Here is a 23,281-nt window from a genome sequence, read left to right as displayed (position 1 = left end):
GCGTCCCGCCGCTGCGCCACCCCGCCGCGACGGAGGGTGCGCGCCGCCGTCCGGCCGGCCTGCACGAGGATGGCCGGGTGGAGCACCCCGGCACCGGCGACGTCGACCGTTCCGACCCCGCCGGCCGCGCGTGGGTGGAGCGGGCGATCGCCGCCGTCGAGGCCGACGCGGTGCGCAGCGCCGACACCCACCTGCTCGTCTACCCGCTGCCGCCGGAGTGGGGCGTCGACCTGTACCTGAAGGACGAGTCGACGCACCCGACCGGCAGCCTCAAGCACCGCCTGGCCCGCTCGCTGTTCCTGCACGCGCTGTGCTCGGGCTGGATCACCGAGGGCAGCACCGTCGTCGAGGCCTCCAGCGGGTCGACGGCGGTGAGCGAGGCGTACTTCGCCCGGATGCTGGGCCTGCCCTTCGTCGCGGTGATGCCGGCCTCCACCAGTCCGGAGAAGGTCGCGCTCATCGAGTTCCACGGCGGGCGCTGTGCGTTCGTCGACGACGCGTCGGCGATGTACGACGAGGCGCGCCGGCTGGCGGCCGAGACCGGCGGCCACTACCTCGACCAGTTCACCCACGCCGAGCGGGCCACCGACTGGCGCGGCAACAACACCATCGCCGAGTCGGTGTTCGAGCAGATGGCCCTCGAGCGCCACCCGGTGCCGGAGTGGGTCGTCGTCGGCGCGGGCACCGGCGGCACGAGCGCGACCTTCGGCCGCTACCTGCGCTACCGGCGGCACCCGACCCGGCTGGCCGTCGTCGACCCGGAGGGGTCGGCGTTCTTCCCCGGCTGGGTGGAGGACGAGCCGGGGTGGACCACCGGCACGGCCTCGCGCATCGAGGGGATCGGCCGGCCGCGCGTGGAGCCGTCGTTCCTGCCCTCGGTGGTCGACCGGATGATCCGCGTGCCCGACGCCGCCTCGCTGGCCGCGGTGCGGCACCTGGAGCGGGCGACCGGCCGGCGGGCCGGCGGCTCGACCGGCACCAACCTGTGGGGCGCGTTCCGCCTGGTCGCCGAGATGGTCGCGGCGGGCCGCACCGGCAGCGTCGTCACCCTGCTCTGCGACGGCGGCGAGCGGTACGCGCACACGTACCACTCCGACGCCTGGGTGGCGTCCCGCGGGCTGGACCTCGCGCCGTACGCAGCGGTACTGGACGAGTTCGCCGCGACCGGCCGCTTCCCGGCGTGACGGGCCTCACCCGCACCCCGGCACGGCGCTCCGTTACCCCGCAGTAACCTCCACTATCGGAGCCAGGCGGGCCGCGGGCCCGCGTCCCCCATGACCGATCGCGGAGGTAGGTCTGGCGATGAACATCGTCGTTCTGGTCAAGCAGGTCCCCGACTCCGGCACCCAGCGCTCGCTGGACCCGTCGGACAACACCGTCGCCCGCGCCACCGCGGACAACGTCATCAACGAGATCGACGAGTACGCGATCGAGGAGGCACTGCAGGTCCGCGACCGCGAGGGTGGCGAGGTCACCGTGCTGACCGTCGGTCCCGCCTCGGCCACCGACGCGATCCGCAAGGCCCTGTCGATGGGCGCGGACAAGGCCGTCCACGTGGTGGACGACGCGATCCACGGCTCGTGCGCGATCCAGACCTCCGGGGTCCTGGCCGCGGCGCTGCAGCAGATGCAGTACGACCTGGTGCTCACCGGCGCCACGTCCACCGACGGCCAGGTCGCCGTCATGCCGGCGCTGCTCGCCGAGCGGCTCGGCCTCCCGCAGCTGTCCGGTGCGCAGAAGCTCACCGTCGAGGGCTCGACCGTCAAGGTCGAGCGGCAGACCGACGGCGGCTTCTGGGCGCTCGAGGCGCCGCTGCCGGCGATCGTGTCCACCTGGGACACCATCAACGAGCCGCGCTACCCCTCCTTCAAGGGGATCATGGCCGCCAAGAAGAAGCCGGTGGAGACCAAGTCCCTGGCCGACCTCGGCGTCGACCCCTCCGCCGTCGGCCTCGCCACGGCGACCAGCCAGGTCGTGGACTTCTCCGGCCGGCCGCCGAAGGGCGAGGGCGTGAAGGTCACCGACGAGGGCGACGGCGCCGAGAAGCTCGTGGGCTTCCTCGCCGAGCAGAAGCTCGTCTGACCCGGCCCGGATCGAAGCGAAGAGGAGACTGAACACCCATGGCAGAGGTCCTGGTCCTCGTCGAGCTGAACCCGGCCGACGGCACCGTCCGCAAGGGCACCCTCGAGGCGCTCACCGCCGCGCGGGCACTCGGTGAGGTCTCGGCGGTCGTCGCCGGCGGCCCCGGTGTCCTCGGCGGCACCCGCGAGCAGCTCGCCCAGTACGGCGCGGCGAAGGTCTACGTCGCCGAGTCCCCGGAGATCGACGAGTTCCTCGTCGCCCCCAAGGCCGAGGTGCTGGCCCAGCTGGTGCAGCAGGTCTCGCCGGCCGCCGTCGTCATCCCGTCCTCCCCGGAGGGCCGGGAGGTCGCCGGCCGGCTCGCGCTCAAGACCGGCAGCGGCTTCCTGACCGACGTCACCGAGATCGCCGCCGACGGCACCGCCACCCAGGTGGTCTTCGCCGGCGCGCAGATCGTGCACTCGAAGGTCACCGTCGGGACGCCCATCTACACGCTGCGCGGCAACTCCGTCGCCCCCGAGCCGGCGCCGGCCGCCGGTGAGGAGGTCCCGGTGCAGGTCCAGCTCTCCGAGCAGGCCAAGCTCACCCGCGTCGTCGACAAGGTCGTCGAGCAGAAGAGCAACCGCCCCGAGCTGACCGAGGCCTCGATCGTCGTCTCCGGCGGCCGCGGCGTGGCCAGCGCGGAGAACTTCTCGATCATCGAGGCGCTGGCCGACTCGCTCGGCGCCGCCGTCGGTGCCTCGCGCGCCGCCGTCGACTCCGGCTTCTACCCGCACAGCTTCCAGGTCGGGCAGACCGGCAAGACCGTCTCGCCGCAGCTCTACATCGCCGTCGGCATCTCCGGTGCGATCCAGCACCGCGCCGGGATGCAGACCTCGAAGACCATCGTGGCCGTCAACAAGGACCCCGAGGCCCCGATCTTCGAGCTGGCCGACTTCGGCGTCGTCGGCGACCTGTTCCAGGTCGCCCCGCAGGCCACCGAGCTCATCAAGGTCCGCAAGGGCTGACGAAGGACCTCCCTGCCCCCCACGGCTCGCGAGCTCGCCGTGGGACCCTGCAGGGAGGCCGTTCCAGCGCGTTCCGTGGGCGCCGACCCCCTCCCGGGGGGTCGGCGCCCGTCGGCGTTCGGGGCAGGGCGCGGGGGCGGGTACAGGGGGACAGGGGGACCGGTGGGCGGGCGGGACGTGGCGACGGCGAGCATCTGGGACGCCGCGCACCGGCGGACGACGGTCGGCCTGTTGACGCTGGTCACCCTGGTCGCCTTCGAGGCGATGGCGGTCGGGACGGCGATGCCGCGCGCGGTCGCCGAGCTCGACGGCGTCGCCTGGTACGCGTGGACGTTCAGCGCGTTCCTGGTGACCTCGGTCGTCGGGATGGTGGTCGGCGGTGAGGTGGGGGACCGCCGTCCCCCGGGACCGGGCGTCCTCGCGGGCGTGGTGGTGTTCGCCGTCGGCCTGGTCATCGCCGGCCTCGCGCAGCACATGGCCGTGCTCGTCCTCGGCCGCGCCGTGCAGGGCCTGGGTGCCGGGGTGGTCATCGTGCTGCTCTACGTCGTCGCCGGGCAGGCCTACGACTCCCGGCTGCGCCCCAGCCTGTTCGGCGCGTTCGCCGCGGGCTGGGTGCTGCCGGCGCTGCTCGGGCCGCTCGCGGCCGGGCTGCTGACCACGCACGTCGGCTGGCGGGCGGTCTTCCTCGGGCTGGTGCCGCTGGTCGCGGCCGGCCTGGTGCTGCTCCTCACCGGGGCGCCCGGCGGGACCCCGCCCGCGGACGCGGCGCCGAGGAGGAGCCGGGCCGGGTGGGCGCTGCTGGCCGGCACCGGCATCGCCGCGCTGCAGTACGCCGCGCAGCGGCTCGACCTCGCCGCCGCCGGCATCGCCGTCTTCGGGGCGGCCGCCCTCGCCGCGGGCCTGCGCCGGCTGCTGCCGCGCGGCACCGTGCGCGCCCGCCGCGGCATCCCCGCCGTCGTCGCCTCCCGCGGGCTGCTGGCCGGGGCCTTCTTCGGCATGGACGCCCTGCTGCCGTTCGTGCTGACCGAGCAGCACGGGTGGAGCGCGGCCACCGCCGGGCTGCCGCTGACCGCGGGCGCGGTCGGCTGGGTGGTCGCCGCCCAGCTGCAGGGCCGGCGGCCCGACGTCCCCCGGCAGCGGGTGCTCCGGCTGGGGGCCCTGGTGCTCACCGTCGGCGTGGCCGCCACGGCCACCGTCGCGGTCCCCGCCCTGGGCGGCTGGCCGGCCTACCTGACGTGGGGTCTCGCGGGGGTCGGGATGGGGCTCGGCATGCCCAGCGTCGGGGTGCTGCTGCTCGACCAGTCGCCGGAGGCCGAGCGCGGGGCCAACTCCGCCGCGCTGCAGATCTCCGACGCCACCGCGTCGGCGATCTGCGTCGGGCTCTCGGGCGTGCTGGTGGCCGGCGCCGCCGACGCCGGGGGGCCGCTGTGGCCGGCGGTGCTGGCCGCGGTCGCCGTCCTGACCGTCCCGGCGCTGCTGACCGCCCGGGTGGCCGGGCGCACGGTCGCGCCGGCGGCGGATCCGTCGTGCGCGACTAACCTGGGCCGGTGACCTACCTCGACCACGCGGCCACCACGCCGGTGCTCCCCGAGGTGCTGGCCGCCATGACCGAGCAGTGGGGCCGGGTCGGCAACGCCTCGTCGCTGCACGCGAGCGGCCGCGCCGCCCGGCGGGCCGCCGAGCAGGGCCGCGAGCGCCTCGCCGAGGCCGTGGGCGCCCGGCCGTCGGAGGTGCTGTTCACCGGCGGCGGCACCGAGAGCGACAACCTCGCGGTCAAGGGCCTGTACTGGGCGCGGCGGGACGCCGACCAGCGCCGTCGCCGGCTCGTGGTCAGCCCGGCCGAGCACCACGCCGTCCTCGACAGCGCCGAGTGGCTGGCCAAGCACGACGGCGCCGAGGTCACCTGGCTGCGGCTGGAGCCCACCGGCCGGGTCACGCCCGACGCGCTGGCCGACGCGCTCGGCGACGGCACCGACGTCGCGGTCGCGAGCGTGATGTGGGCCAACAACGAGATCGGCACGGTCAGCGACGTCGCCGCGCTGGCCGAGGTGGCGCACGCCGTCGGCGTCCCGCTGCACACCGACGCGGTGCAGGCCGTGGGTCAGGTGCCGGTCGACTTCGGTGCCAGCGGCGTCGACGCGCTCACCCTCACCGGGCACAAGCTCGGCGGGCCGATGGGCGCCGGCGCCCTGCTGCTGCGCCGCGACGCCGAGTGCGTGCCGCTACTGCACGGCGGCGGCCAGGAGCGCGACGTCCGCTCCGGGACCCTCGACGTGCCGGCGATCGTCGGTCTCGCCGTCGCGGCCACCACCGCCGTCGCCGCGCGCCCCGAGCGGGCCGCCCGGCTGGCGGCGCTGCGCGACCGGCTGGTGGCCGGGGTGCTCGAGCAGGTGCCCGACGCGCAGCTCAACGGCCCCCCGCTCGACGACGTCGTGGCCGGCGGGCCCGGGCGGCTGCCGGGCAACGCGCACCTGTCCTTCCCCGGCGCCGAGGGCGACGCGCTGCTCATGCTGCTCGACGCCCGCGGCATCGAGTGCTCCACCGGCTCGGCGTGCAGCGCCGGCGTCGCCCGGCCCAGCCACGTGCTCACCGCCGTCGGCGCCGAGGCCGACCGGGCGCGCAGCTCGCTGCGGTTCAGCCTGGGCTCGCCGAGCACCGACGACGACGTCGACGCGCTGCTGGCCGTCATCGCCCCGGTGGTGGAGCGCGCCCGTCGCGCGGGGATGGGCCGCTGATGCGCGTCCTCGCCGCCATGAGCGGGGGCGTGGACTCGGCGGTCGCGGCCGCGCTGGCCGTCGACGCCGGCCACGACGTCACCGGCGTGCACCTGGCGCTCTCGCCCGACCGGCAGACGCTGCGCAGCGGCGCCCGCGGCTGCTGCAGCGTCGAGGACGCCCACGACGCCCGCCGGGTCGCCGACGAGCTCGGCATCCCGTTCTACGTGTGGGACCTCGCCGAGCGGTTCACCGAGGACGTCGTCGACGACTTCGTGGCCGAGTACGCCGCCGGCCGCACGCCCAACCCGTGCCTGCGCTGCAACGAGCGGATCAAGTTCACCGCGGTGCTCGACCGGGCGCTGGCGCTGGGCTTCGACGCCGTCGTCACCGGCCACCACGCGCGGCTGGAGGACGGCCGGCTGCGGCGCTCGGTCGACGCGGCCAAGGACCAGTCCTACGTGCTCGGCGTGCTCACGCCCGGGCAGCTCGCCGGCGCCCGGTTCCCGCTCGGGTCGATGACCAAGGAGCGGGTCCGCGCGATCGCCGCCGAGCGCGGGTTCGCCGTCGCCACCAAGCCGGACTCGCACGACATCTGCTTCATCCCCGACGGCGACACCCGCGGCTTCCTCACCCGCCGGCTCGGGTCGGCGCCCGGCCCGGTCGTGGACGCCGCCACCGGGGCGACCGTGGGCACGCACGAGGGCACCCACGGGTTCACCGTGGGCCAGCGGCGAGGCCTCGGGATCGCCGTGGGCGACCAGCGGCCGCGGTACGTGCTGTCGATCGAGCCGGTCACCCGCACGGTGACGGTCGGGACGGCGGAGCTGGCCGGGGTCGACGTCGTCCGCACGGCGCCGCCCACCTGGACGGGGGAGCCGCCGGTGCTGCCGCTGCGCGCCGAGGTGCAGCTGCGGGCGCACTCCGCCCCGGTGGCCTGCGAGGTCACCGCGGCGCCCGACGGAGGGCTGGTGCTCGCGCTGGCGGACGCGCAGCGCGGGGTGGCGCCCGGGCAGTCGGCGGTGTTGTACGCGCCCGACCCGGTGCGCGGTGACCTGGTGCTCGGCCAGGGGACGGTCCGCGCGTGAGCGAGCCGCTGACCTGGGGCGGGGCCACCGGCGTGGGGTCGGTGCCCGGGACCGACCCAGCCGAGGCGCTGCGGGTGGTGCTCGGCGAGCTGCCCGGCCTGCCGCACCTGCCCGAGCTGCCGGCCCGCGGGCCCGGCGCCGACCTGGTGGGGCGCAGCGCCGCGCTGCTGGTCGACCTCGCCGTCGACCTGACGCCGGCCGGCTGGCGGCTGGTGCCGCGCGGGGGCGTGGACCTGCGCCGGGCGCAGGAGCTGCTGGCCCGTGACCTCGACGCCCTGCACGACGTCGCCGAGGGCCACGCCGGGCCGTTCAAGGTGCAGGCCGCGGGCCCGTGGACGCTGGCCGCCTCGCTGGAGCGCGAGCGCGGGGAGCGGGCCGTCGTCGACTCCGGCGCCCGCCGCGACCTGGGCCAGTCGCTGGCCGAGGGCATCGCCGCGCACGTGGCCGCGGTGCGCGCCCGGGTGCCCGGCGCGCAGGTCGTCGTCCAGCTCGACGAGCCGTCGCTGCCCGCGGTGCTGCAGGGCGCCCTGCCGACGGCGAGCGGCTTCGGCCGGCTGCCCGCGGTGGCCGCCCCCGACGTCGAGGCGGAGCTCGGGGCCGTCGTCGGTGCGCTGCCCGGGCCGGTGGTCCTGCACTGCTGCGCGCCGCGGGTGCCGCTGGACCTGCTGCGCGCGGCCGGTGCCGCCGCGCTGTCGTTCGACCTCGGCCTGGTGCAGGACCTCGACGCGCTCGGCACCGCCGTCGACGCGGGCGTGCACCTGCTGACCGGCGTCGTCCCCGGCACCGACAGCGCGCTCCCGCAGGCCAAGGCGACGGCGTCGCGGCTGCGGGCGTGGTGGAGCGAGCTCGGCTTCCCCGCCGACGACCTGCACGCCGCGGTGACGCTCACCCCGTCGTGCGGCCTGGCGGGCGCCTCGCCGGCGTACGCCCGGGCGGCGATGACGCACGTGCGCGAGGCGGCGCGGTACCTCCTGCCGGAGTGACGCGGCCGCGTGACCGGGCCGCCGACCCGGCCGGGGGAACGACCGGTTCGCCGTCGGAGGCGGCGGATACCGTCTCCGGCGTGAGCACCGACGCCGAGCTGGACGCCCCGCAGGTCGCCGCGGTCGCCGACCGCGAGGACCTCACGCAGGTCCCCGACGACGCGCGCACCCGCCACCGCGACCTCTCCGAGGAGCTCGACCGCTACGCCTTCGCGTACTACGTGCGCGACGAGCCGCTGGTCAGCGACGGGCAGTACGACGAGCGGATGGCCGAGCTCAAGGCCCTCGAGGCCGCGCACCCGGCGCTGGTCACGCCCGACTCGCCGAGCCAGAAGGTCAACGGCGGGTTCACGGCCACGTTCGCGCCGGTGCAGCACCTGGAGCGGATGCAGAGCCTCGACAACGTCTTCGACAGCGACGAGCTGTCGGCGTGGGCCGGGCGGGTCACCCGCGACGCCGGGGCGGGCGTGAGCTGGCTGTGCGAGCTGAAGGTCGACGGCGTCGCGGTGGCGCTGGTGTACGAGAACGGCCGGCTGGTGCGGGCGGCCACCCGCGGCGACGGCACCACCGGCGAGGACGTGACGGCGAACGTCCGCACGATGGCCGACGTCCCGCAGCAGCTGACCGGGGACGACCTGCCCGAGCTGCTCGAGGTGCGCGGGGAGATCTACTTCCCGATCGAGGGCTTCGCCGACGTGAACGCCGGGATGGTCGAGCAGGGCAAGGCGCCGTTCGCCAACCCGCGCAACGCCGCCGCGGGCTCGCTGCGGCAGAAGGACCCGCGGATCACCGCGTCCCGGCCGCTGCGGCTGGTCGTGCACGGGCTGGGCGCGCGGCGCGGCTTCGAGCCGGAGCGGCAGTCGGAGGCCTACGAGCGGCTGCGCGCGCTGGGGCTGCCGGTGAGCAGCCGGTACGAGGTGGTCGGCGACCTCGAGGCGGTGTGGGCCTACGTCGAGCGGTACCGCGAGCAGCGCCACTCGGTGGAGCACGAGATCGACGGCGTCGTCGTCAAGGTGGACCAGGTGTCGCTGCAGCGGCGGCTCGGGTCGACGGCGCGGGCGCCGCGCTGGGCGATCGCGTTCAAGTACCCGCCGGAGGAGGCCACGACCAAGCTCCTCGACATCCGGGTGAACGTCGGGCGCACCGGCCGGGTGACGCCGTTCGGGTACATGGAGCCGGTGAAGGTGGCCGGGTCCACGGTGCAGCTGGCCACGCTGCACAACGCCAGCGAGGTACGGCGCAAGGGCGTGCTGATCGGCGACACCGTCGTCCTGCGCAAGGCCGGCGACGTGATCCCGGAGATCCTCGGGCCGGTGGTCGCCGCGCGCACCGGCGACGAACGCGAGTTCGAGATGCCCACGCACTGCCCGGAGTGCGGCACCGAGCTGCGGCACGAGAAGGAGGGCGACGCCGACATCCGCTGCCCGAACGCCCGCTCGTGTCCCGCGCAGCTGCGGGAGCGCGTCTTCCACGTGGCCGGGCGCGGGGCCTTCGACATCGAGGTGCTCGGCTACGAGGCGGCGATCGCGCTGCTCGCCGAGCACCTGCTGGAGGACGAGGGCGACGTCTTCGACCTGACCGAGGACGCGCTCCGCCGCACCGCCTTCTTCACCAAGAAGGACGGCAGCCTCTCGGCGAACGGGCAGCGGCTGCTCACCAACCTGCAGGCCCGCAAGGACGTGCCGCTGTGGCGGGTGCTGGTCGCGCTGTCGATCCGGCACGTGGGCCCTACGGCGGCGCAGGCGCTGGCCCGCGACTTCCGCTCGCTCGACCGGATCATGGCTGCCTCGGAGGAGGAGCTGGCCGCGGCCGACGGGGTCGGGCCGACGATCGCCCGCTCGGTGCGCGACTGGTTCGCCGTCGACTGGCACCTCGGCGTCGTGGAGAAGTGGCGGCGCGCGGGCGTGCGGCTGGCCGACGCGGGGGAGGACGCCCCGCCCGGGCCGCTCACCGGGGTCACCGTGGTGATCACGGGCTCGCTGCGCGACCTGTCCCGCGACCAGGCGATCGCAGCGGTGCAGGAGCGCGGCGGCAAGGTGACCGGCTCGGTGTCGAAGAAGACCGGGTTCGTGGTGGTCGGCGCCGACCCGGGCAGCAAGTACGACAAGGCCGTGCAGGTGAAGGCGCCCGTCCTCGACGACGACGGCCTGCGGGTGCTGCTCGACGAGGGGCCGGAAGCGGCGCGTGCGGTGGCCACGATCGGCGACGGGAGCGAGCCGGCGGCTGAGTGACCGTCCGCCGTCCGCGCGCGTTCGGGGAGGCCCGGTGCGGGGGTAGGGGCGGGTTCCACCCGCTCCGGAAGGACCCCGCGTGTCGCTGCCCGACGCCCTGCTCGACCTGCTCCGCCGTCCCAGCCCCTGCTTCCTCGCGACGCTGATGCCCGACGGCTCGCCGCAGCTGACGCAGACCTGGGTCGACACCGACGGGCGCGACGTCCTGATCAACACCGTCCGGGGCCACCAGAAGGTGCGCAACGTCGAGCGGGACCCACGGGTGTCGCTCAACGTCGCCGACCCCGACGACCCGAGCCGCTACTTCGAGGTGCGCGGCCGTGTGGTCGAGGTGACCGAGGAGGGCGCGCGCGAGCACATCGACGAGCTCGCACAGCGCTACATCGGCGGGCCGTACCCGTGGTTCGGCGGCCGGGACCAGGTGCGCCTGATGGTGCGGATCAGCGCGGACAAGGTCACCTCGCCGCGCGGCTGACCCGCGGTTCCTCCGGCCCTTCCCCCGGCTTCCGCCACGCGGAGACGTGCGCGCGGCTGTCCGAGGTGAAGGGCCAGCGGTGCCAGTCCGCCCAGCGGCCGCGGGCACGAGGCCGGCGAGCCGCGCCATGAGGTCGAGCTCGGCGGGCCACACGTAGCGGAACGGGATGGACCGCGCCTCGGGGCGGCCGCCGGTGAGCGTCCAGTGGTGCGAGACGAGGCGCTGCTCGGCGACGTCGTACTCGTCGACGCCCAGCCGGTCGGCCGAGACGGAGAACGGGCGGGCGCGCTCGCCGGGCGGGAGCCGTTGCAGGTCCGGGACGCCGACCTCGACGACGACGTGCCCGCCCGGCCCCAGGTGGCGCGCGGCGTTGGCGGAGCAGGCGACCTGTTCGTCCTGGCTGGTCAGGTTCATCACCGTGTTGACGACCAGGTAGACCAGAGCGAAGGTGCCCTCGACCCGGGTGGTGGCGAAGCCGCCGACCGTGACGCCGATCCGCTCGGCGCCGGGCTCGGCGCGCAGCCGGGCGAGCATGTCGGGGGAGAGGTCGATGCCGTGCACGGGGACGCCGCGTGCGCTGAGCGGGAGGGCGAGCCGGCCGGTGCCGATGCCGAACTCGAGCGCGGCGCCGTCGCCGGCCAGGTCGCCGCGCAGGTCGACCGCCGGATCGACCACCGCGGGCGCGGACATCGCGGCGGAGGACTCGTCGTAGTGCTCGGCGACGGGCCCGGCGAAGTGGTCGACGGCCATGCCGGTCACCGTGCCCCCGCGCCGGGGCGGGGTGCGAGTCCTTGTCGGCCCCCTCACCAGGGCGGCGGCTCCGTGCTCGCGGTGAGGCCGCTGGGTGTGGTGACGGTGAGGGTGCCGTCGGGCTTCAGGTCGTGGCGCCAGCCGGGGGCCTGGTGCTTGCCGCGGTGGTGGCCGGTGCAGAAGCCGGTGAGGTTGCCGGCGGCGGTCGCGCCGAGTGGCCAGGGGGTGCCGTGGTCGAGTTCGCCCCGCTTGGGGACGGGTCGGCGGCAGCCGGGGAAGCGGCAGCGGCGGTCGCGGGCGCGGACGTGCCGGTCGAGGGCGGCACCTGGGCGGTAGCCGTCGGTTTCCCTGGGTGCGGCGAGTCCGGTGCCGGCGCGGGCGGCGCGGCGGAGCCCGGGCAGGTCGGTGAGGGTGAGCAGGGCGCCGGTGAGGGCGTGGGTGACGGCGATGCGGGGCCGGCCGGCGAGGCCGCCGCCGGCGGTGCGATCGAGGAGGTCCGCCAGGTCCATTCGAGCGTCGTCGGTGGCCGCGGCCAGGGCGTCCAGTGCGTCGGCGGCGGCGGTGACGCGGCCGGCCGGGCTGTCGGCCCAGGCGGTCTCGTCGGCGGTGTCGGCGCGTTCGGCGGTGGCCACCAGGCGGCGGGCACGGCCGATCGCCTGCTCGGCGTCGAGCAGCGCGGCGCCGGCGTCGTTCACGGCGTCGTCGGCGCGGGCCCACCAGCCGTCGGGCTCGGGTGGGCCGGCGTCGTCGGGCGGCGGGTCTGGGTCGTCGTCGGCGTGATCGTCGGGATCGAGGTCGTACCGGGGTGGCGCCCAGCCGGGTGGTGGCCAGGGGTCGTCGTCGTGGGCGGGGTCGAGGTCGGCGTAGAGCTCGCCGGTGGCGACGCGGCGTTCGATCTCGGCCCACCAGGCGGCATCGGCCTCCAGTTCGGCGATGTGCTGTGCGATGGCGGCGTCGCTCAGGCCGCGCAGCGGGTCCACGCCCTTGACGAGGCTGACGCCCTCGGCCGTGGCGTCCTCGGCCGTCGTGTCCTCGGCCGTGGTGTCCTCGGCCGCGGCAGGGTTCTCGGTGGCGGTGTCGTCCGCCCCGGGGCCGTCCGCGTCCCCGGGCGTTGGTCGCGTACCCGCGGCGGTGGTCTCGGCGGTGTCCGCGCCGGCCGGCGCGGAGTCCCCGGGCATGGCGTCCTCGGCGGGTGCCGCGGCGTCCTCGGGCATGGCGCCCTCGGCGGTCGTGTCCTCGGCGGTTGCGACGCGGGCGCCGGTCAGGGCGGCGAGCAGGGCCCGGACCACCTCGGCCGGGACGACCTGCCCGTCGATCTCGCACGGCTGGTCACCGCCCAGCAGCGCGCCGACCGGCGCGACGACGTTGAGCACCACCTGCACCGGCGACAGGCCGTTCGCCCCGGGCCGCAGCACCAGGTCCATCAGGGCGTCGGCCATCTTCTGCCCGCGGGTGCGCCCGTCGTCGGGCAGCGCGTCGGCGTGCGCGCCCAGCGCCGCCATGAGCGCCGCCGCCTCCGGCGTGGTCAGGAGGGCGGACACCACGCTCATCCCGTCGCAGGAGTCGAGCCGGCACGAGAGGCCGCGCTGCTTGATGGCCCGCGCCAGGTCCTCGGCGGCGGAGCGGGCCTTGCGCTTGAGCACCTCGCGGCGGGCCTTGTCGCGCAACTGCGCCGGCGTGCACACCGTCCCGCGCCGGGCGGACCAGGCCAGGAGATCCCGCTCCAGCGCGGCGCGGACCATGTCGTCGGCGACCGGGGCGACGTGGTCGACCATCGCGGCGACGTGCCCGCCGTGCACCGCCCCGGACTCCAGCGCGTCCAGCGTCGCGGGCAGCCGGTGGACCAGGGTCAGCGACCGGACCAGCAGCGCCTCAGCCGCGGTCGCCGTCAGCGACAGGGCCACCACCAGCTCCTGGGTGGCCCACTCGCTCACCAAGCGCAGCAGCTCCGGCCGCACAGCCCACCGCTCCGCCGCCATCGCACCCCGCGTGCCCTGCGGACGGTCGACCGAGGACGGCCGCGAGAGCGCGAACGCCGCCACCGCCCGGTACCGCAGCGCCGACTGCCGCGACACCTCACGATCCGCGGCCTGCACCAGCCCCAGCGGCCCGGACGCCCACCCGGCAGTGGGCGCCCCGGCGGGAGCGGGCAGGACCGTCGTCACGCCTTCGATCATACGTTCGAAGGGAGACCCGAACAACCCCTGTGGACGGACGAACCCGCAGGTCAGACCGGTGGCAGGTGGGCGACCGACGTCGCGATGCCCGTGAGGTGCGTGAGCCGCAGCAACTCCGACCGGCGGAACGCCGGCCCGCCGGACCGGCCCAGCAGCACGGCCGTGTCGGGGGCGCCGAAGGGGGCGGCCATCATCTCGATCGCCATCTCCTGCCAGCGCTCGGGCACCCAGTCGTCCTCGCTGGGCAGCAGCAGCGGCGAGGACAGCGGCAGCCACGGCAGCGCCATGCCCTCCAGCGCGGGCGCGGCGTCGGAGGCGGCGAGCACCACGGCCGAGCCGTCGCCGGAGGCCTGCAGCACGGCCGCCCACCCGGCGTGGAACACCCGCGGCATCTCGGCGGCCAGCAGCTTCACCGCGGTGCCCTCGGCCGCCCGTGCCAGCGCCTCGAGCAGGTCGAGCTCGCGGTGGGTGTCCAGCGGCCCGGCGAAGGGCCGCAACGACTCCACTTGCACGCCGGGCACCGCCTGCGCGGCGGTGATCAGGCTGTCGGGCAGCCGGTCGGGCGGCAGGTCGACGACGATGTCGTCGACGGCCACGCCGCCCCCGCGCTCGAGCACGTCGACGGAGACGATGTCGATCCCCGCGGTGCCCAGCGCGGTCGCCACGGCACCCAGCAGGCCGGGCCGGTCGGGGACCACCAGGCGCAGGAGATAGGACACGGTTCCTCCGCTGACGACGTCGAGGTGCAGGACGATCCGCGTCGATCGAGTAGGCAGCTTCCCCCATGGCCGGGTCCCGGGTCGAGGTGCGACGCGGGACCCGGGACGTGGGATGCGTCCCCTCGGCGGTCGGAGCGGCCCGGGCGCCGCCGCGTAGGCTGAACGGGTTGCGTCCCTGGCGCCGGCGCGGCGCCGACGACAGGAGTCCCGCCCCAGCATGAGCACCGAGTCCACCCCCGACCGCGGGGCGACGCCCGCCCTCGGCCGCCAGGACATCGCGCACCTCGCGCGACTGGCCCGGCTCGCCGTCACCGACGAGGAGCTCGACCGCTTCGCCGGCCAGCTCGGGGCGGTGCTCGACGCGGTGGCCCAGGTGCAGCGCGCCGACGCCGGCGACGTCGCCCCCACCACGCACGCCGTCCCGCTGACCAACGTCCTGCGGCCCGACGTCGCCACGCCGAGCCTGCCCCGCGACGTCGTCCTGGCCGGCGCCCCCGCCGCCGAGGACGACCGCTTCCGCGTCCCGCGCATCCTGGGGGAGGAGGAGTGAGCGACCTCACCGCCCTGACCGCCGTCGAGCTGCAGGCGGCGCTGGCCGCCGGCGAGACCTCCGCCGTCGAGGTCACCCGCGCGCACCTCGACCGGATCGCCGCCGAGGACGGCGCCCTCGGCGCCTACCTCTTCGTCGACGACGACGCCGCGCTCGCCCGCGCCGCCGAGATCGACGCCTCCGGCACCGCCGGCACCGGCCTGGCCGGCATCCCCGTGGCGCTCAAGGACGTCTTCGTCACCGAGGGCGTGCCCACCACCAGCGGCTCGCGGATCCTCGAGGGCTGGCGCCCGCCGTACTCGGCCACCGTCGCCACCCGGCTGCAGGAGGCCGGCACGGTGATGCTCGGCAAGACCAACATGGACGAGTTCGCCATGGGGTCCTCCACCGAGAACTCCGCCTACCGGCCGACCCGCAACCCCTGGGACCACGACCGGATCCCCGGTGGCTCCTCGGGTGGGTCGAGCGCCGCGGTCGCCGGCCGGCTCGCGCCGCTCGCGCTCGGCACCGACACCGGCGGCTCGATCCGGCAGCCGGCCGCCGTCACCGGGCTCGTCGGGCACAAGCCGACCTACGGCTCGGTGTCGCGCTACGGCCTCATCGCCTTCTCCTCGAGCCTCGACCAGGCCGGCCCGATGGCCCGGACGGTCATGGACGCCGCCCTGCTGCACGAGGCCATCGGCGGCCACGACCCGCGCGACTCCACGAGCATCGACGCGCCCGTCCCCACCGTCGTCGAGGCGGCCCGCCGCGGCGCCACCGGCGACCTGGCCGGCCTGCGCGTCGGCGTCGTCCGGGAGCTCGGCGGCGAGGGCGCCCGCGAGGGCTACGAGCAGGGCGTGCTGGACCGGTTCGCCGAGGCGGTCGCGCTGCTGGAGGCCGCCGGCGCCGAGGTGCGCGAGGTGACCTGCCCGTCGTTCGGGCTGGCGCTGCCCGCGTACTACCTGATCGCGCCGAGCGAGGCGTCGTCGAACCTGGCCCGCTTCGAGGGCATGCGGTTCGGCATCCGCGTGGGCGACGACGGCAGCCGCGACGTCGACGAGGTCATGGCGCTCACCCGCGAGCAGGGCTTCGGCCCCGAGGTGAAGCGCCGGATCATCCTCGGCACCTACGCGCTGTCGGCCGGCTACTACGACGCCTACTACGGGCAGGCGCAGAAGGTGCGCACGCTGATCACCCGCGACTTCACCGCCGCGTTCGACGGCGGCGTCGACGTCCTGGTCAGCCCCACCAGCCCGACGGTGGCCTGGCCGATCGGCGCCCGCGTCGACGACCCGCTGGCCATGTACGCCGCCGACCTGTGCACCCTGCCGGCGAGCCTCGCCGGCGTCCCGGCGATCTCGGTGCCGTGCGGCCTGTCCGACGGCCTGCCGGTGGGCCTGCAGGTGATGGCGCCGGCGCTGGCCGACGACCGCTGCTACCGCGTCGCCGCCGCCGTCGAGGCCGCCCAGGGCGCGCCGCTCACCGACCGCCTCGCGGAGCGTGCCGCGTGAACGGCGCCCTCAAGGTCGCCTGGGGCCTGACCGCGTTCGTCGTCCTCGCCGGGCTCGTGCTCTGGCTGACCACCGGCCGCGCGGTGTTCGCCGTCTTCATCGTCCTGGGGCTGCTGACCGGCGTCGGCGCCTGGCTGACCGGGCGCAGCACCGCCCCGAAGGGAGACCCCACCCCGTGAGCGAGACCCGCAGCGAGACCCTGGTCGAGTTCGACGACGTCCTGACCCGGTACGAGCCGGTCATCGGCCTGGAGACCCACGTCGAGCTGGGCACCGAGTCGAAGATGTTCTGCGGCTGCGCGACCACCTTCGGCGCCGAGCCCAACACGCAGACCTGCCCGGTGTGCCTCGGCCTGCCCGGCTCGCTGCCGGTGGCCAACGCAGCCGCCGTCGAGTCGACGATCCGCATCGGCCTCGCGCTGGGCTGCCGGATCGCGTCCTGGTCGCGCTTCGCCCGGAAGAACTACTTCTACCCGGACATCCCGAAGGGCTTCCAGACCAGCCAGTACGACGAGCCGCTGTGCACCGCCGGGCACCTCGACGTCGAGGTCGACGGCGAGACCTACCGCGTGGAGATCGAGCGGGTGCACCTCGAGGAGGACACCGGCAAGAACCTGCACGTCGGCGGCGCCACCGGCCGCATCCACGGCGCCGACCACTCGCTGGTCGACTTCAACCGCGCCGGGATCCCGCTGGTCGAGATCGTCACCCGCCCGGTCGCCGGCGCCGGTGCGAAGGCCCCCGAGGTCGCCCGCGCCTACGTGACCGAGCTGCGCGAGATCATCCAGGCCCTCGGCGCCTCCGACGTCCGGATGGAGCAGGGCAGCCTGCGCTGCGACGTCAACACCTCGCTCGCGCCGATCGGCAGCCTGGAGTGGGGCACCCGCACCGAGACCAAGAACGTCAACTCGCTGCGGTCGGTGGAGCGCTCGGTGCGCTACGAGATGCGCCGCCAGGCCGCCGTCCTCGACGCGGGCGGGCGGGTCGTGCAGGAGACCCGGCACTTCCACGAGGACACCGGCAGCACCTCGTCCGGGCGGAGCAAGGAGGAGGCCACCGACTACCGGTACTTCCCCGAGCCCGACCTCGTGCCGCTCGCGCCCGACGCCGAGTGGATCGAGAAGCTGGCGGCCGGTCTGCCCGAGCTGCCCGCCGCCCGCCGCCGCCGGCTGCAGGAGGAGTGGGGCCTGTCGGGCACCGAGCTGACCTGGCTCGTCAACGCCGGGGCGCTCGGGCTGGTCGAGCAGACCGTCGCCGCCGGGGCCACGCCGGCCGACGCCCGCAAGTGGTGGCTGGGTGAGCTGGCGCGCCGGGCCAACGACGCCGGCGTCGAGCTGGCCGACCTCGCCGTCACCCCGGCCCAGGTCGCCGAGCTGACCGCGCTGGTGGCCGAGGGCACGATCAACGACAAGCTGGCCCGCCAGGCGCTCGACGGCGTGCTGGCCGGCGAGGGCGACCCGCGCGCCGTCGTCGAGGCCCGTGGCCTGGCGGTGATGGGGGAGTCCGACGAGCTGGTCGCCGCCGTCGAGGCCGCGATCGCCGGCGCGCCGGACGTCGTGGAGAAGGTGCGCGGCGGGAAGGTCCAGGCGCTCGGCGCGCTCGTGGGCGCGGTCATGAAGTCCACCCGCGGCCAGGCCGACGCCGCGACCGTGCGCCGCATGCTCGAGGAGCGGGTGCGATGACACTGCGGTCCTACCGGACCGCACCGCGGCCACGTGCCGTCCCCGACGTGCGCTGAGCCCGTCCGCCGCACCCGCCGGGGACCCCTCCGGGGCCCGCCACCGGGCACGGCACCGCGGGCCGCTACAACGGTGAGTTACCGGTCGAGGACGGCGGCAGGATGCGCAGCACCTTGTCGTCGTCCTCGGCGGGCGCGCCGATCCCGTCGCGGTTGGACGTGGTGATCCACAGCGCGCCCTCGCCGTCGAGGACGACGGTGCGCAGCCGGCCGTAGCGCCCGGTGAGCAGCTGCTCGGGCTCCTCGCTCACGGTGCCCTCGCCGTCGACCTGGACGACGGTCACCTGCTGCCCGTCGAGGGTGCCGAGGAAGACCGTGGTGCCGACGGCGGCGCAGCCGCCGAGCCCGCCCGCGGCGTTGTCCACCTCGAACACCGGCTCGATCGTGCCGCCACCGGCGGTCGGCCAGCCGTGGTCGGTGCCCTCCGAGAGCTCGTTGAGCTCGTCGGGGCCGGCCGCCGACTCGTCGACGGCGTAGATCGTCGAGGGCAGGTCGGCGGTCGGGCAGATCGCGGTGACGTCGGCGAAGCCGCTGCTGAACACCGGCCCGGCGGCGTTGGACGGCCGCCCGAAGACGTCGATGCGCAGCACCTTGCCGCCCAGGGACGCCGGGTCCTGCCCGAGCGCCGGGTTGCCGGTGTCGCCGGTGCCGACGAGCAGCGTTCCGTCGGTGCTGAACGCCAGCCCGCCGCCGTTGTGCGTCTCGCCGCGCGGGATGCCGGTGAACACCGGGTTCGGGGTGCCGCCGATCGGGAAGCGGACGACGCGGTTGTCCGTCGCCGTCGACACGTAGGCGTAGAACAGCCCGTCCTCGTCGAAGGTGGGCGAGAGCGCGAGGCCGAGCAGGCCGCCGTCGCCGCCGGTGTCGACGCCCGGCACCACCATGAGCTCGCGGGCCGGCGAGCGGTCGGGGAAGACCTGCAGCAGCCGGCCGGTCTCCCGCTCGCCGACCACGGCGCTGCCGTCGGGCAGCACGACCAGGCCGGTGGGCACCGTGAGCCCGGACGCGACGACGTTGGGGTCGCCGCCGGCCTGCCCGGAGCCGGGGTCGGCGGGGTCGCCGGGCGCCGGGGCGGGGGAGGACTCCGTGGGCGGGCCGACCTCCGGGGGTGCGCCCTCCGGCAGCGGCCGGAACGGGCCGCTGGGCTCGTAGCCCTCCTCGCCGCAGCCGGCGAGGACCAGGGTCAGGGCCACCGCGCACGCGGCGCCCGCCGCCCGCCGCCCCCGCTGCCGCCTCACCCGACCCACAGTACGGCCGGGCACGCTGCGGCCGGGTGGAGCGCGGCTGCCTACGCTCGGACCCCGTGGCACCCGAGATCCGCGGCACCGACATCGCCGGCCCCGACGAGACGCTGACCGTCCTCGTGCCCTCGCGCGAGATGGCCGACGCCGTCGCGGCCCTCGACCCGCGGGTGCGCGCACACGTCACCCCCGACGACGGCCCGCCCACGGGCGAGGCCGCGGCCGCGCGCGTGTGGGTGCCGGCCTTCGGCGGCGCGCAGCCGGCCGAGGCGTTCCTCGCCGCGCTGCCCGACCTGCGCCTGGTGCAGCTGCTCAGCGCCGGCGCCGAGCGGTTCACCGGCCGGCTGCCCGACGGCGTCGTGCTGTGCAACGCCCGCGGCGCGCACACCCCGTCGACGGCGGAGTGGGTGCTCGCCGCCACCCTCGCCGCGCAGCGCGGCCTGCCGGAGTTCGTCCGCGCGCAGGACGCCGGCCGCTGGGCGCCCGGCACCCACCGCTCGCTGGTCGGGGCGCGGGTGCTCGTCGTCGGCGCCGGCGACATCGCCCGCCGGATCGGCGCGATGATGTCCGGCTTCGACGTCGAGCTGACCTACGTCGGCCGCACCGCCCGCGACGGCGTCCACGGCACCGACGAGCTGCCGGACCTGCTGCCGTCGGCCGACGTCGTCGTGCTCATCGTGCCGGTCACCGCCGAGACCACCGGCATGGTCGACGCCGCGTTCCTCGCCGCCATGCCGGACGGCGCGCTGCTGGTCAACGCCGCCCGCGGGGTGGTCGTGGACACCGACGCGCTGGTCGCCGAGCTCACCTCCGGCCGGCTGCGCGCCGCCCTCGACGTCACCGAGCCCGAGCCGCTGCCCGAGGGCCACCCGCTGTGGACGGCGCCGGGGCTGCTGCTCACCCCGCACGTGGGCGGCGCGGTGCCGCAGACGCGGGCCCGCGCGCAGGAGACCGTCCTCGCCCAGCTGCGGCGGGTGCTGGCCGGCGAGCCGCTGACCGACGTCGTCGGCGACTACTGAGGGATCATCGGCGGACGTGGCTGTCCATGCGCGGATGCGGCTGAGCCGGGTCGCCCTCGTCCCCGTCGTCTTCCTCGCCGTCTGCGTGCTGCCCTTCGCCGCGGCCTCCCCGTGGGCCGCGCTCGTCCTCCTGCTGCCGCTGGCCGCCGCGGTGTGGGTCCTGCGGGTGGGCGTCGACGTCGACGACGAGGCCATCACCACCCGCGGCGTGCTCGGGCAGCGCCGCGTGGCGTGGGACGACCTGGCCGGGATCCGCGTCGTGCGCAACGCGCGGCTGCGGCTGGTCACCCGCGGCGGCGGCGAGGTGCGGCTGCCGGTGCTGCGCGCCCGCGACCTGCCGCGGCTGGCCGGCTGGTCCGGCGGCCGCTTCGAGGTGCCTCAGCCCCCGGCGGCCTGACCCGCGGCCGGGCCGGCGAGCCGGGCCAGCCGCGCGGCGGTCTCGCTGCCCGCGGCCGCGGTGTAGACGACGACCTGCAGACCCGGCGCGTCGGCCGGCGCGAGCTGGTGGTGCTCGAGCAGCAGCGTGCCGACCTCCGGGTGCTCGAAGCGCCGCTCGGCGGAGGTGAACCGGTCGACGTCGTGGCTGGCCCAGCCGGCGCGGAACGCGGGGCTCGCCGCCTCGAGCCGGGTGACCAGGTCGACCACCGGCGGGTCGGCCAGCCGCGGCCCCACCTCGGCGCGGAACTGGGCGAGGAACCGGCGGCTGTCGGTGTCCCAGTCGCCGAGCAGCGCCCGCACGGCCGGGTCGGTGAAGACCAGCTCCAGCAGGTTGCGCCGGTCCGGGGCGACGGCGGCCACGCCGGGGTAGAGCCGCTCGTAGGCGCGGTTCCAGCCGGCGATCGTCCAGTCGGCGGTGATGGCGTAGGCGGGGGAGGGGCCCAGCGCGTCGAGCAGCCGCTGCACGTGGCCGGGCATGCCGTCGCCCGGGTCGCCGGGGGCGGCGCCGCCGTGGCCGGTCAGCCGCAGCACGTAGCCGTGCTCGGCCGGCGTCATGCGCAGGGTGGCGGCCAGCGCGTCGACCACCTGCCGGGAGGGCCGGATGTCGCGGCCCTGCTCCAGCCACGTGTACCAGGTGGAGCTCACGCCCGAGAGCAGCGCGACCTCCTCGCGGCGCAGCCCCGGCGTGCGCCGCGCGCCCCCGGCCGGCAGCCCGGTGTCGCGCGGGTCGAGCTGGGCGCGCCGGGAGCGCAGGAAGTCGGCGAGTTCACGGCGGGCGGTGGCGGACAGCGCTCCTCCTCGGTGGTGGTGGCGGTACCAGTATGAGCGGCGTCTGGGACGGCCTCCCGAACGCGCCTACCCTCGTCGTCCGTGACCACCGTGGACGAGCCCCGCACCATCGCCGACGTCAAGCCGCGCAGCCGCGAGGTGACCGACGGCATCACCCGGGCCCCGGCCCGCGCGATGCTGCGCGCCGTCGGCATGGGCGACGACGACTGGGAGAAGCCGCAGATCGGCGTCGCCTCGTCCTGGAACGAGATCACCCCCTGCAACCTCTCCCTCGACCGGCTGGCCAAGCGGGCGAAGGAGGGCGTGCACGCCGCCGGCGGGTTCCCGCTGGAGTTCGGCACGATCTCCGTCTCCGATGGCATCTCGATGGGCCACGAGGGCATGCGCGCCTCGCTGGTCAGCCGCGAGGTCATCGCCGACTCGGTGGAGACGGTCATGTTCGCCGAGCGGCTCGACGGCTCGGTGCTGCTCGCCGGCTGCGACAAGTCGCTGCCCGGGATGCTCATGGCCGCCGCGCGGCTGGACCTCGCGAGCGTGTTCCTCTACTCCGGCTCGACGCTGCCCGGGAAGCTCGGCGACCGCGACGACCTCACGATCATCGACGTCTTCGAGGCCGTCGGCGCCTGCGCCCGCGGGCTGATCACCCAGGACGAGCTGGCCGCCGTCGAGCGGGCCGCCTGCCCCGGCATGGGCTCCTGCGGCGGCATGTACACCGCCAACACCATGGCCAGCGTGGCCGAGGCGCTCGGCATGGCGCTGCCCGGCAGCGCCGCCCCGCCGGCCCCCGACAGCCGCCGCGACGCGTTCGCCGTCGCCTCCGGCGAGGCCGTGGTCAACCTGCTGCGCAAGGGCATCACCGCCCGCCAGATCATGACCCGGGAGGCGTTCGAGAACGCCATCACCGTCGTCATGGCGCTCGGCGGCTCCACCAACGCCGTCCTGCACCTGCTGGCCATCGCGCACGAGGCGCAGGTCGACCTCACGCTCGACGACTTCAACCGGATCGGCGACCGCACCCCGCACCTGGCCGACGTCAAGCCGTTCGGCCGCTTCGTCATGACCGACATCGACCGCGTCGGCGGCGTCCCGGTCGTGCTGCGGGCCCTGCTCGACGCCGGCCTGCTGCACGGCGACGCGCTCACCGTGACCGGGAAGACCATGGCCGAGAACCTCGCCGAGATCGCCCCGCCGGACCTCGACGGCACGATCGTGCACGCGATGGAGAACCCCATCCACAAGACCGGGGGCCTGACCATCCTGCGCGGCTCGCTCTCGCCCGAGGGGGCCGTGGTCAAGTCGGCCGGCTTCGACGCCGAGGTCTTCGAGGGCACCGCGCGGGTCTTCGACGGCGAGCAGGGCGCGATGGACGCCGTCACCGAGGGCACGCTGCGGAGCGGCGACGTCGTCGTCATCCGCTACGAGGGGCCGCGCGGCGGGCCGGGCATGCGCGAGATGCTCGCCGTCACCGGCGCCATCAAGGGCGCGGGCCTGGGCAAGGACGTCCTGCTGCTCACCGACGGCCGCTTCTCCGGCGGGACCACCGGCCTGTGCGTCGGGCACGTCGCGCCCGAGGCCACCGACGGCGGCCCGATCGCGTTCGTCCGCGACGGCGACCGGATCCGGCTGGACCTGACCACCCGCACGCTGGACCTGCTGGTCGACGACGACGAGCTCGCCCGGCGCCGCCAGGACTGGCAGCCGCTGCCGCCCCGCTACACCACCGGGGTCCTCGGCAAGTACGCCAAGCTCGTCGGCTCCGCGGCGAACGGCGCCATCTGCGGCTGAGACCCG

The 23,281-nt window shown here is 76.0% G+C and carries 20 protein-coding genes and 1 pseudogene; 16 read left to right on the top strand and 5 right to left on the bottom strand.

Annotated features, from left to right (window positions below):
• Window positions 1–77: 77 nt before the first annotated feature.
• From cds1 to ACI78R_RS04530, 9 genes are all read left to right on the top strand, one after another.
• Window positions 78–1,184: an L-cysteine desulfhydrase Cds1 gene (cds1, locus tag ACI78R_RS04570; protein WP_457039807.1), complete on the top strand. Its 1,107-nt coding sequence runs from the start codon at window positions 78–80 to the stop codon at window positions 1,182–1,184.
• 118 nt (window positions 1,185–1,302) lie between these two features.
• Window positions 1,303–2,082 carry an electron transfer flavoprotein subunit beta/FixA family protein gene (locus ACI78R_RS04565; RefSeq protein WP_073421744.1) on the top strand — a complete coding sequence of 260 codons (780 nt, stop codon included), beginning with the start codon at window positions 1,303–1,305 and terminating at the stop codon, window positions 2,080–2,082.
• A 38-nt stretch (window positions 2,083–2,120) separates the two neighbouring features.
• Window positions 2,121–3,086 (top strand): electron transfer flavoprotein subunit alpha/FixB family protein, encoded by a 966-nt coding sequence (locus ACI78R_RS04560; protein ID WP_073421745.1) that lies wholly within the window; start codon window positions 2,121–2,123, stop codon window positions 3,084–3,086.
• Between the two features lie 162 nt (window positions 3,087–3,248).
• Window positions 3,249–4,637, top strand: coding sequence for an MFS transporter (locus tag ACI78R_RS04555; protein ID WP_457039806.1), 1,389 nt, complete (start codon window positions 3,249–3,251; stop codon window positions 4,635–4,637).
• Complete coding sequence (locus tag ACI78R_RS04550) at window positions 4,634–5,821, top strand: cysteine desulfurase family protein (RefSeq protein WP_457039805.1); 1,188 nt, start codon at window positions 4,634–4,636, stop codon at window positions 5,819–5,821. The genes ACI78R_RS04555 and ACI78R_RS04550 overlap by 4 nt, the downstream gene beginning before the upstream one ends.
• Complete coding sequence (mnmA, locus tag ACI78R_RS04545; RefSeq protein ID WP_336032093.1) at window positions 5,821–6,888, top strand: tRNA 2-thiouridine(34) synthase MnmA; 1,068 nt, start codon at window positions 5,821–5,823, stop codon at window positions 6,886–6,888. The genes ACI78R_RS04550 and mnmA overlap by 1 nt, the downstream gene beginning before the upstream one ends.
• Entirely contained in the window at window positions 6,885–7,871 is a 987-nt protein-coding gene (locus tag ACI78R_RS04540; protein WP_457039804.1) for a methionine synthase, read from the top strand. The genes mnmA and ACI78R_RS04540 overlap by 4 nt, the downstream gene beginning before the upstream one ends.
• 80 nt (window positions 7,872–7,951) lie before the next feature.
• Complete coding sequence (ligA, locus tag ACI78R_RS04535; RefSeq protein WP_073421750.1) at window positions 7,952–10,102, top strand: NAD-dependent DNA ligase LigA; 2,151 nt, start codon at window positions 7,952–7,954, stop codon at window positions 10,100–10,102.
• A gap of 79 nt (window positions 10,103–10,181) precedes the next feature.
• Complete coding sequence (locus ACI78R_RS04530) at window positions 10,182–10,577, top strand: PPOX class F420-dependent oxidoreductase (RefSeq protein ID WP_073421751.1); 396 nt, start codon at window positions 10,182–10,184, stop codon at window positions 10,575–10,577.
• 342 nt (window positions 10,578–10,919) lie between these two features.
• On the opposite strand, the pseudogene ACI78R_RS04525 reads toward ACI78R_RS04530, so the two are convergent.
• From ACI78R_RS04525 to ACI78R_RS04515, 3 genes and pseudogenes are all read right to left on the bottom strand, one after another.
• Window positions 10,920–11,267, bottom strand: a pseudogene (locus ACI78R_RS04525) (methyltransferase domain-containing protein); the annotation flags it as partial.
• Window positions 11,268–11,380: 113 nt separating this feature from the next.
• Window positions 11,381–13,492 carry a DUF222 domain-containing protein gene (locus ACI78R_RS04520; protein WP_457039803.1) on the bottom strand — a complete coding sequence of 704 codons (2,112 nt, stop codon included), beginning with the start codon at window positions 13,490–13,492 and terminating at the stop codon, window positions 11,381–11,383.
• Between the two features lie 62 nt (window positions 13,493–13,554).
• A complete protein-coding gene (locus ACI78R_RS04515; protein WP_073421753.1) occupies window positions 13,555–14,223 on the bottom strand; it encodes an ACT domain-containing protein in 669 nt (222 codons plus the stop codon).
• Between the two features lie 217 nt (window positions 14,224–14,440).
• Between ACI78R_RS04515 and gatC the strand changes: the two genes are divergently transcribed.
• From gatC to gatB, 4 genes are read left to right on the top strand one after another with little or no spacing between them, the layout of a single operon-like run.
• The gene (gene gatC, locus ACI78R_RS04510) at window positions 14,441–14,773 is read left to right on the top strand and encodes an Asp-tRNA(Asn)/Glu-tRNA(Gln) amidotransferase subunit GatC (protein ID WP_073421754.1); all 333 of its coding nucleotides are present in this window, start codon (window positions 14,441–14,443) and stop codon (window positions 14,771–14,773) included.
• The gene (gatA, locus tag ACI78R_RS04505) at window positions 14,770–16,266 is read left to right on the top strand and encodes an Asp-tRNA(Asn)/Glu-tRNA(Gln) amidotransferase subunit GatA (protein WP_457039802.1); all 1,497 of its coding nucleotides are present in this window, start codon (window positions 14,770–14,772) and stop codon (window positions 16,264–16,266) included. Before gatC ends, gatA begins: the two co-directional genes overlap by 4 nt.
• Window positions 16,263–16,445 carry a hypothetical protein gene (locus tag ACI78R_RS04500; RefSeq protein ID WP_457039801.1) on the top strand — a complete coding sequence of 61 codons (183 nt, stop codon included), beginning with the start codon at window positions 16,263–16,265 and terminating at the stop codon, window positions 16,443–16,445. Before gatA ends, ACI78R_RS04500 begins: the two co-directional genes overlap by 4 nt.
• Window positions 16,442–17,947 carry an Asp-tRNA(Asn)/Glu-tRNA(Gln) amidotransferase subunit GatB gene (gene gatB, locus ACI78R_RS04495; protein WP_457039800.1) on the top strand — a complete coding sequence of 502 codons (1,506 nt, stop codon included), beginning with the start codon at window positions 16,442–16,444 and terminating at the stop codon, window positions 17,945–17,947. The genes ACI78R_RS04500 and gatB overlap by 4 nt, the downstream gene beginning before the upstream one ends.
• A 121-nt stretch (window positions 17,948–18,068) precedes the next feature.
• Here gatB and ACI78R_RS04490 read toward each other — a convergent pair whose 3' ends face one another.
• The gene (locus ACI78R_RS04490; RefSeq protein ID WP_083628845.1) at window positions 18,069–19,241 is read right to left on the bottom strand and encodes a PQQ-dependent sugar dehydrogenase; all 1,173 of its coding nucleotides are present in this window, start codon (window positions 19,239–19,241) and stop codon (window positions 18,069–18,071) included.
• 65 nt (window positions 19,242–19,306) lie between these two features.
• Here ACI78R_RS04490 and ACI78R_RS04485 point away from each other — a divergent pair, with 65 nt between their 5' ends.
• Window positions 19,307–20,263, top strand: a complete 957-nt coding sequence (locus ACI78R_RS04485) for a 2-hydroxyacid dehydrogenase (RefSeq protein WP_457039799.1) — start codon at window positions 19,307–19,309, stop codon at window positions 20,261–20,263.
• Window positions 20,264–20,279: 16 nt separating this feature from the next.
• Window positions 20,280–20,660 (top strand): PH domain-containing protein, encoded by a 381-nt coding sequence (locus ACI78R_RS04480; protein WP_073421759.1) that lies wholly within the window; start codon window positions 20,280–20,282, stop codon window positions 20,658–20,660.
• On the opposite strand, the gene ACI78R_RS04475 is transcribed toward ACI78R_RS04480, so the two are convergent.
• Window positions 20,642–21,490 (bottom strand): helix-turn-helix transcriptional regulator, encoded by an 849-nt coding sequence (locus ACI78R_RS04475; protein WP_457039898.1) that lies wholly within the window; start codon window positions 21,488–21,490, stop codon window positions 20,642–20,644. The genes ACI78R_RS04480 and ACI78R_RS04475 overlap by 19 nt on opposite strands.
• Before the next feature lie 81 nt (window positions 21,491–21,571).
• Between ACI78R_RS04475 and ilvD the strand changes: the two genes are divergently transcribed.
• Window positions 21,572–23,275 carry a dihydroxy-acid dehydratase gene (ilvD, locus tag ACI78R_RS04470; protein ID WP_457039798.1) on the top strand — a complete coding sequence of 568 codons (1,704 nt, stop codon included), beginning with the start codon at window positions 21,572–21,574 and terminating at the stop codon, window positions 23,273–23,275.
• The last annotated feature ends 6 nt before the right edge of the window (window positions 23,276–23,281 follow it).

The sequence above is a fragment of the Geodermatophilus sp. SYSU D01106 genome, assembly GCF_054049995.1.
This window is presented reverse-complemented; position numbering and strand designations above follow the sequence as displayed.

Excerpts from the sequence above, each read along its gene's own strand:
- gatC (WP_073421754.1), top strand. The coding sequence starts at position 14,441 with ATGAGCACCGAGTCCACCCCCGACCGCGGGGCGACGCCCGCCCTCGGC.
- ACI78R_RS04565 (WP_073421744.1), top strand. The coding sequence starts at position 1,303 with ATGAACATCGTCGTTCTGGTCAAGCAGGTCCCCGACTCCGGCACCCAG.
- ACI78R_RS04560 (WP_073421745.1), top strand. The coding sequence starts at position 2,121 with ATGGCAGAGGTCCTGGTCCTCGTCGAGCTGAACCCGGCCGACGGCACC.
- mnmA (WP_336032093.1), top strand. The coding sequence starts at position 5,821 with ATGCGCGTCCTCGCCGCCATGAGCGGGGGCGTGGACTCGGCGGTCGCG.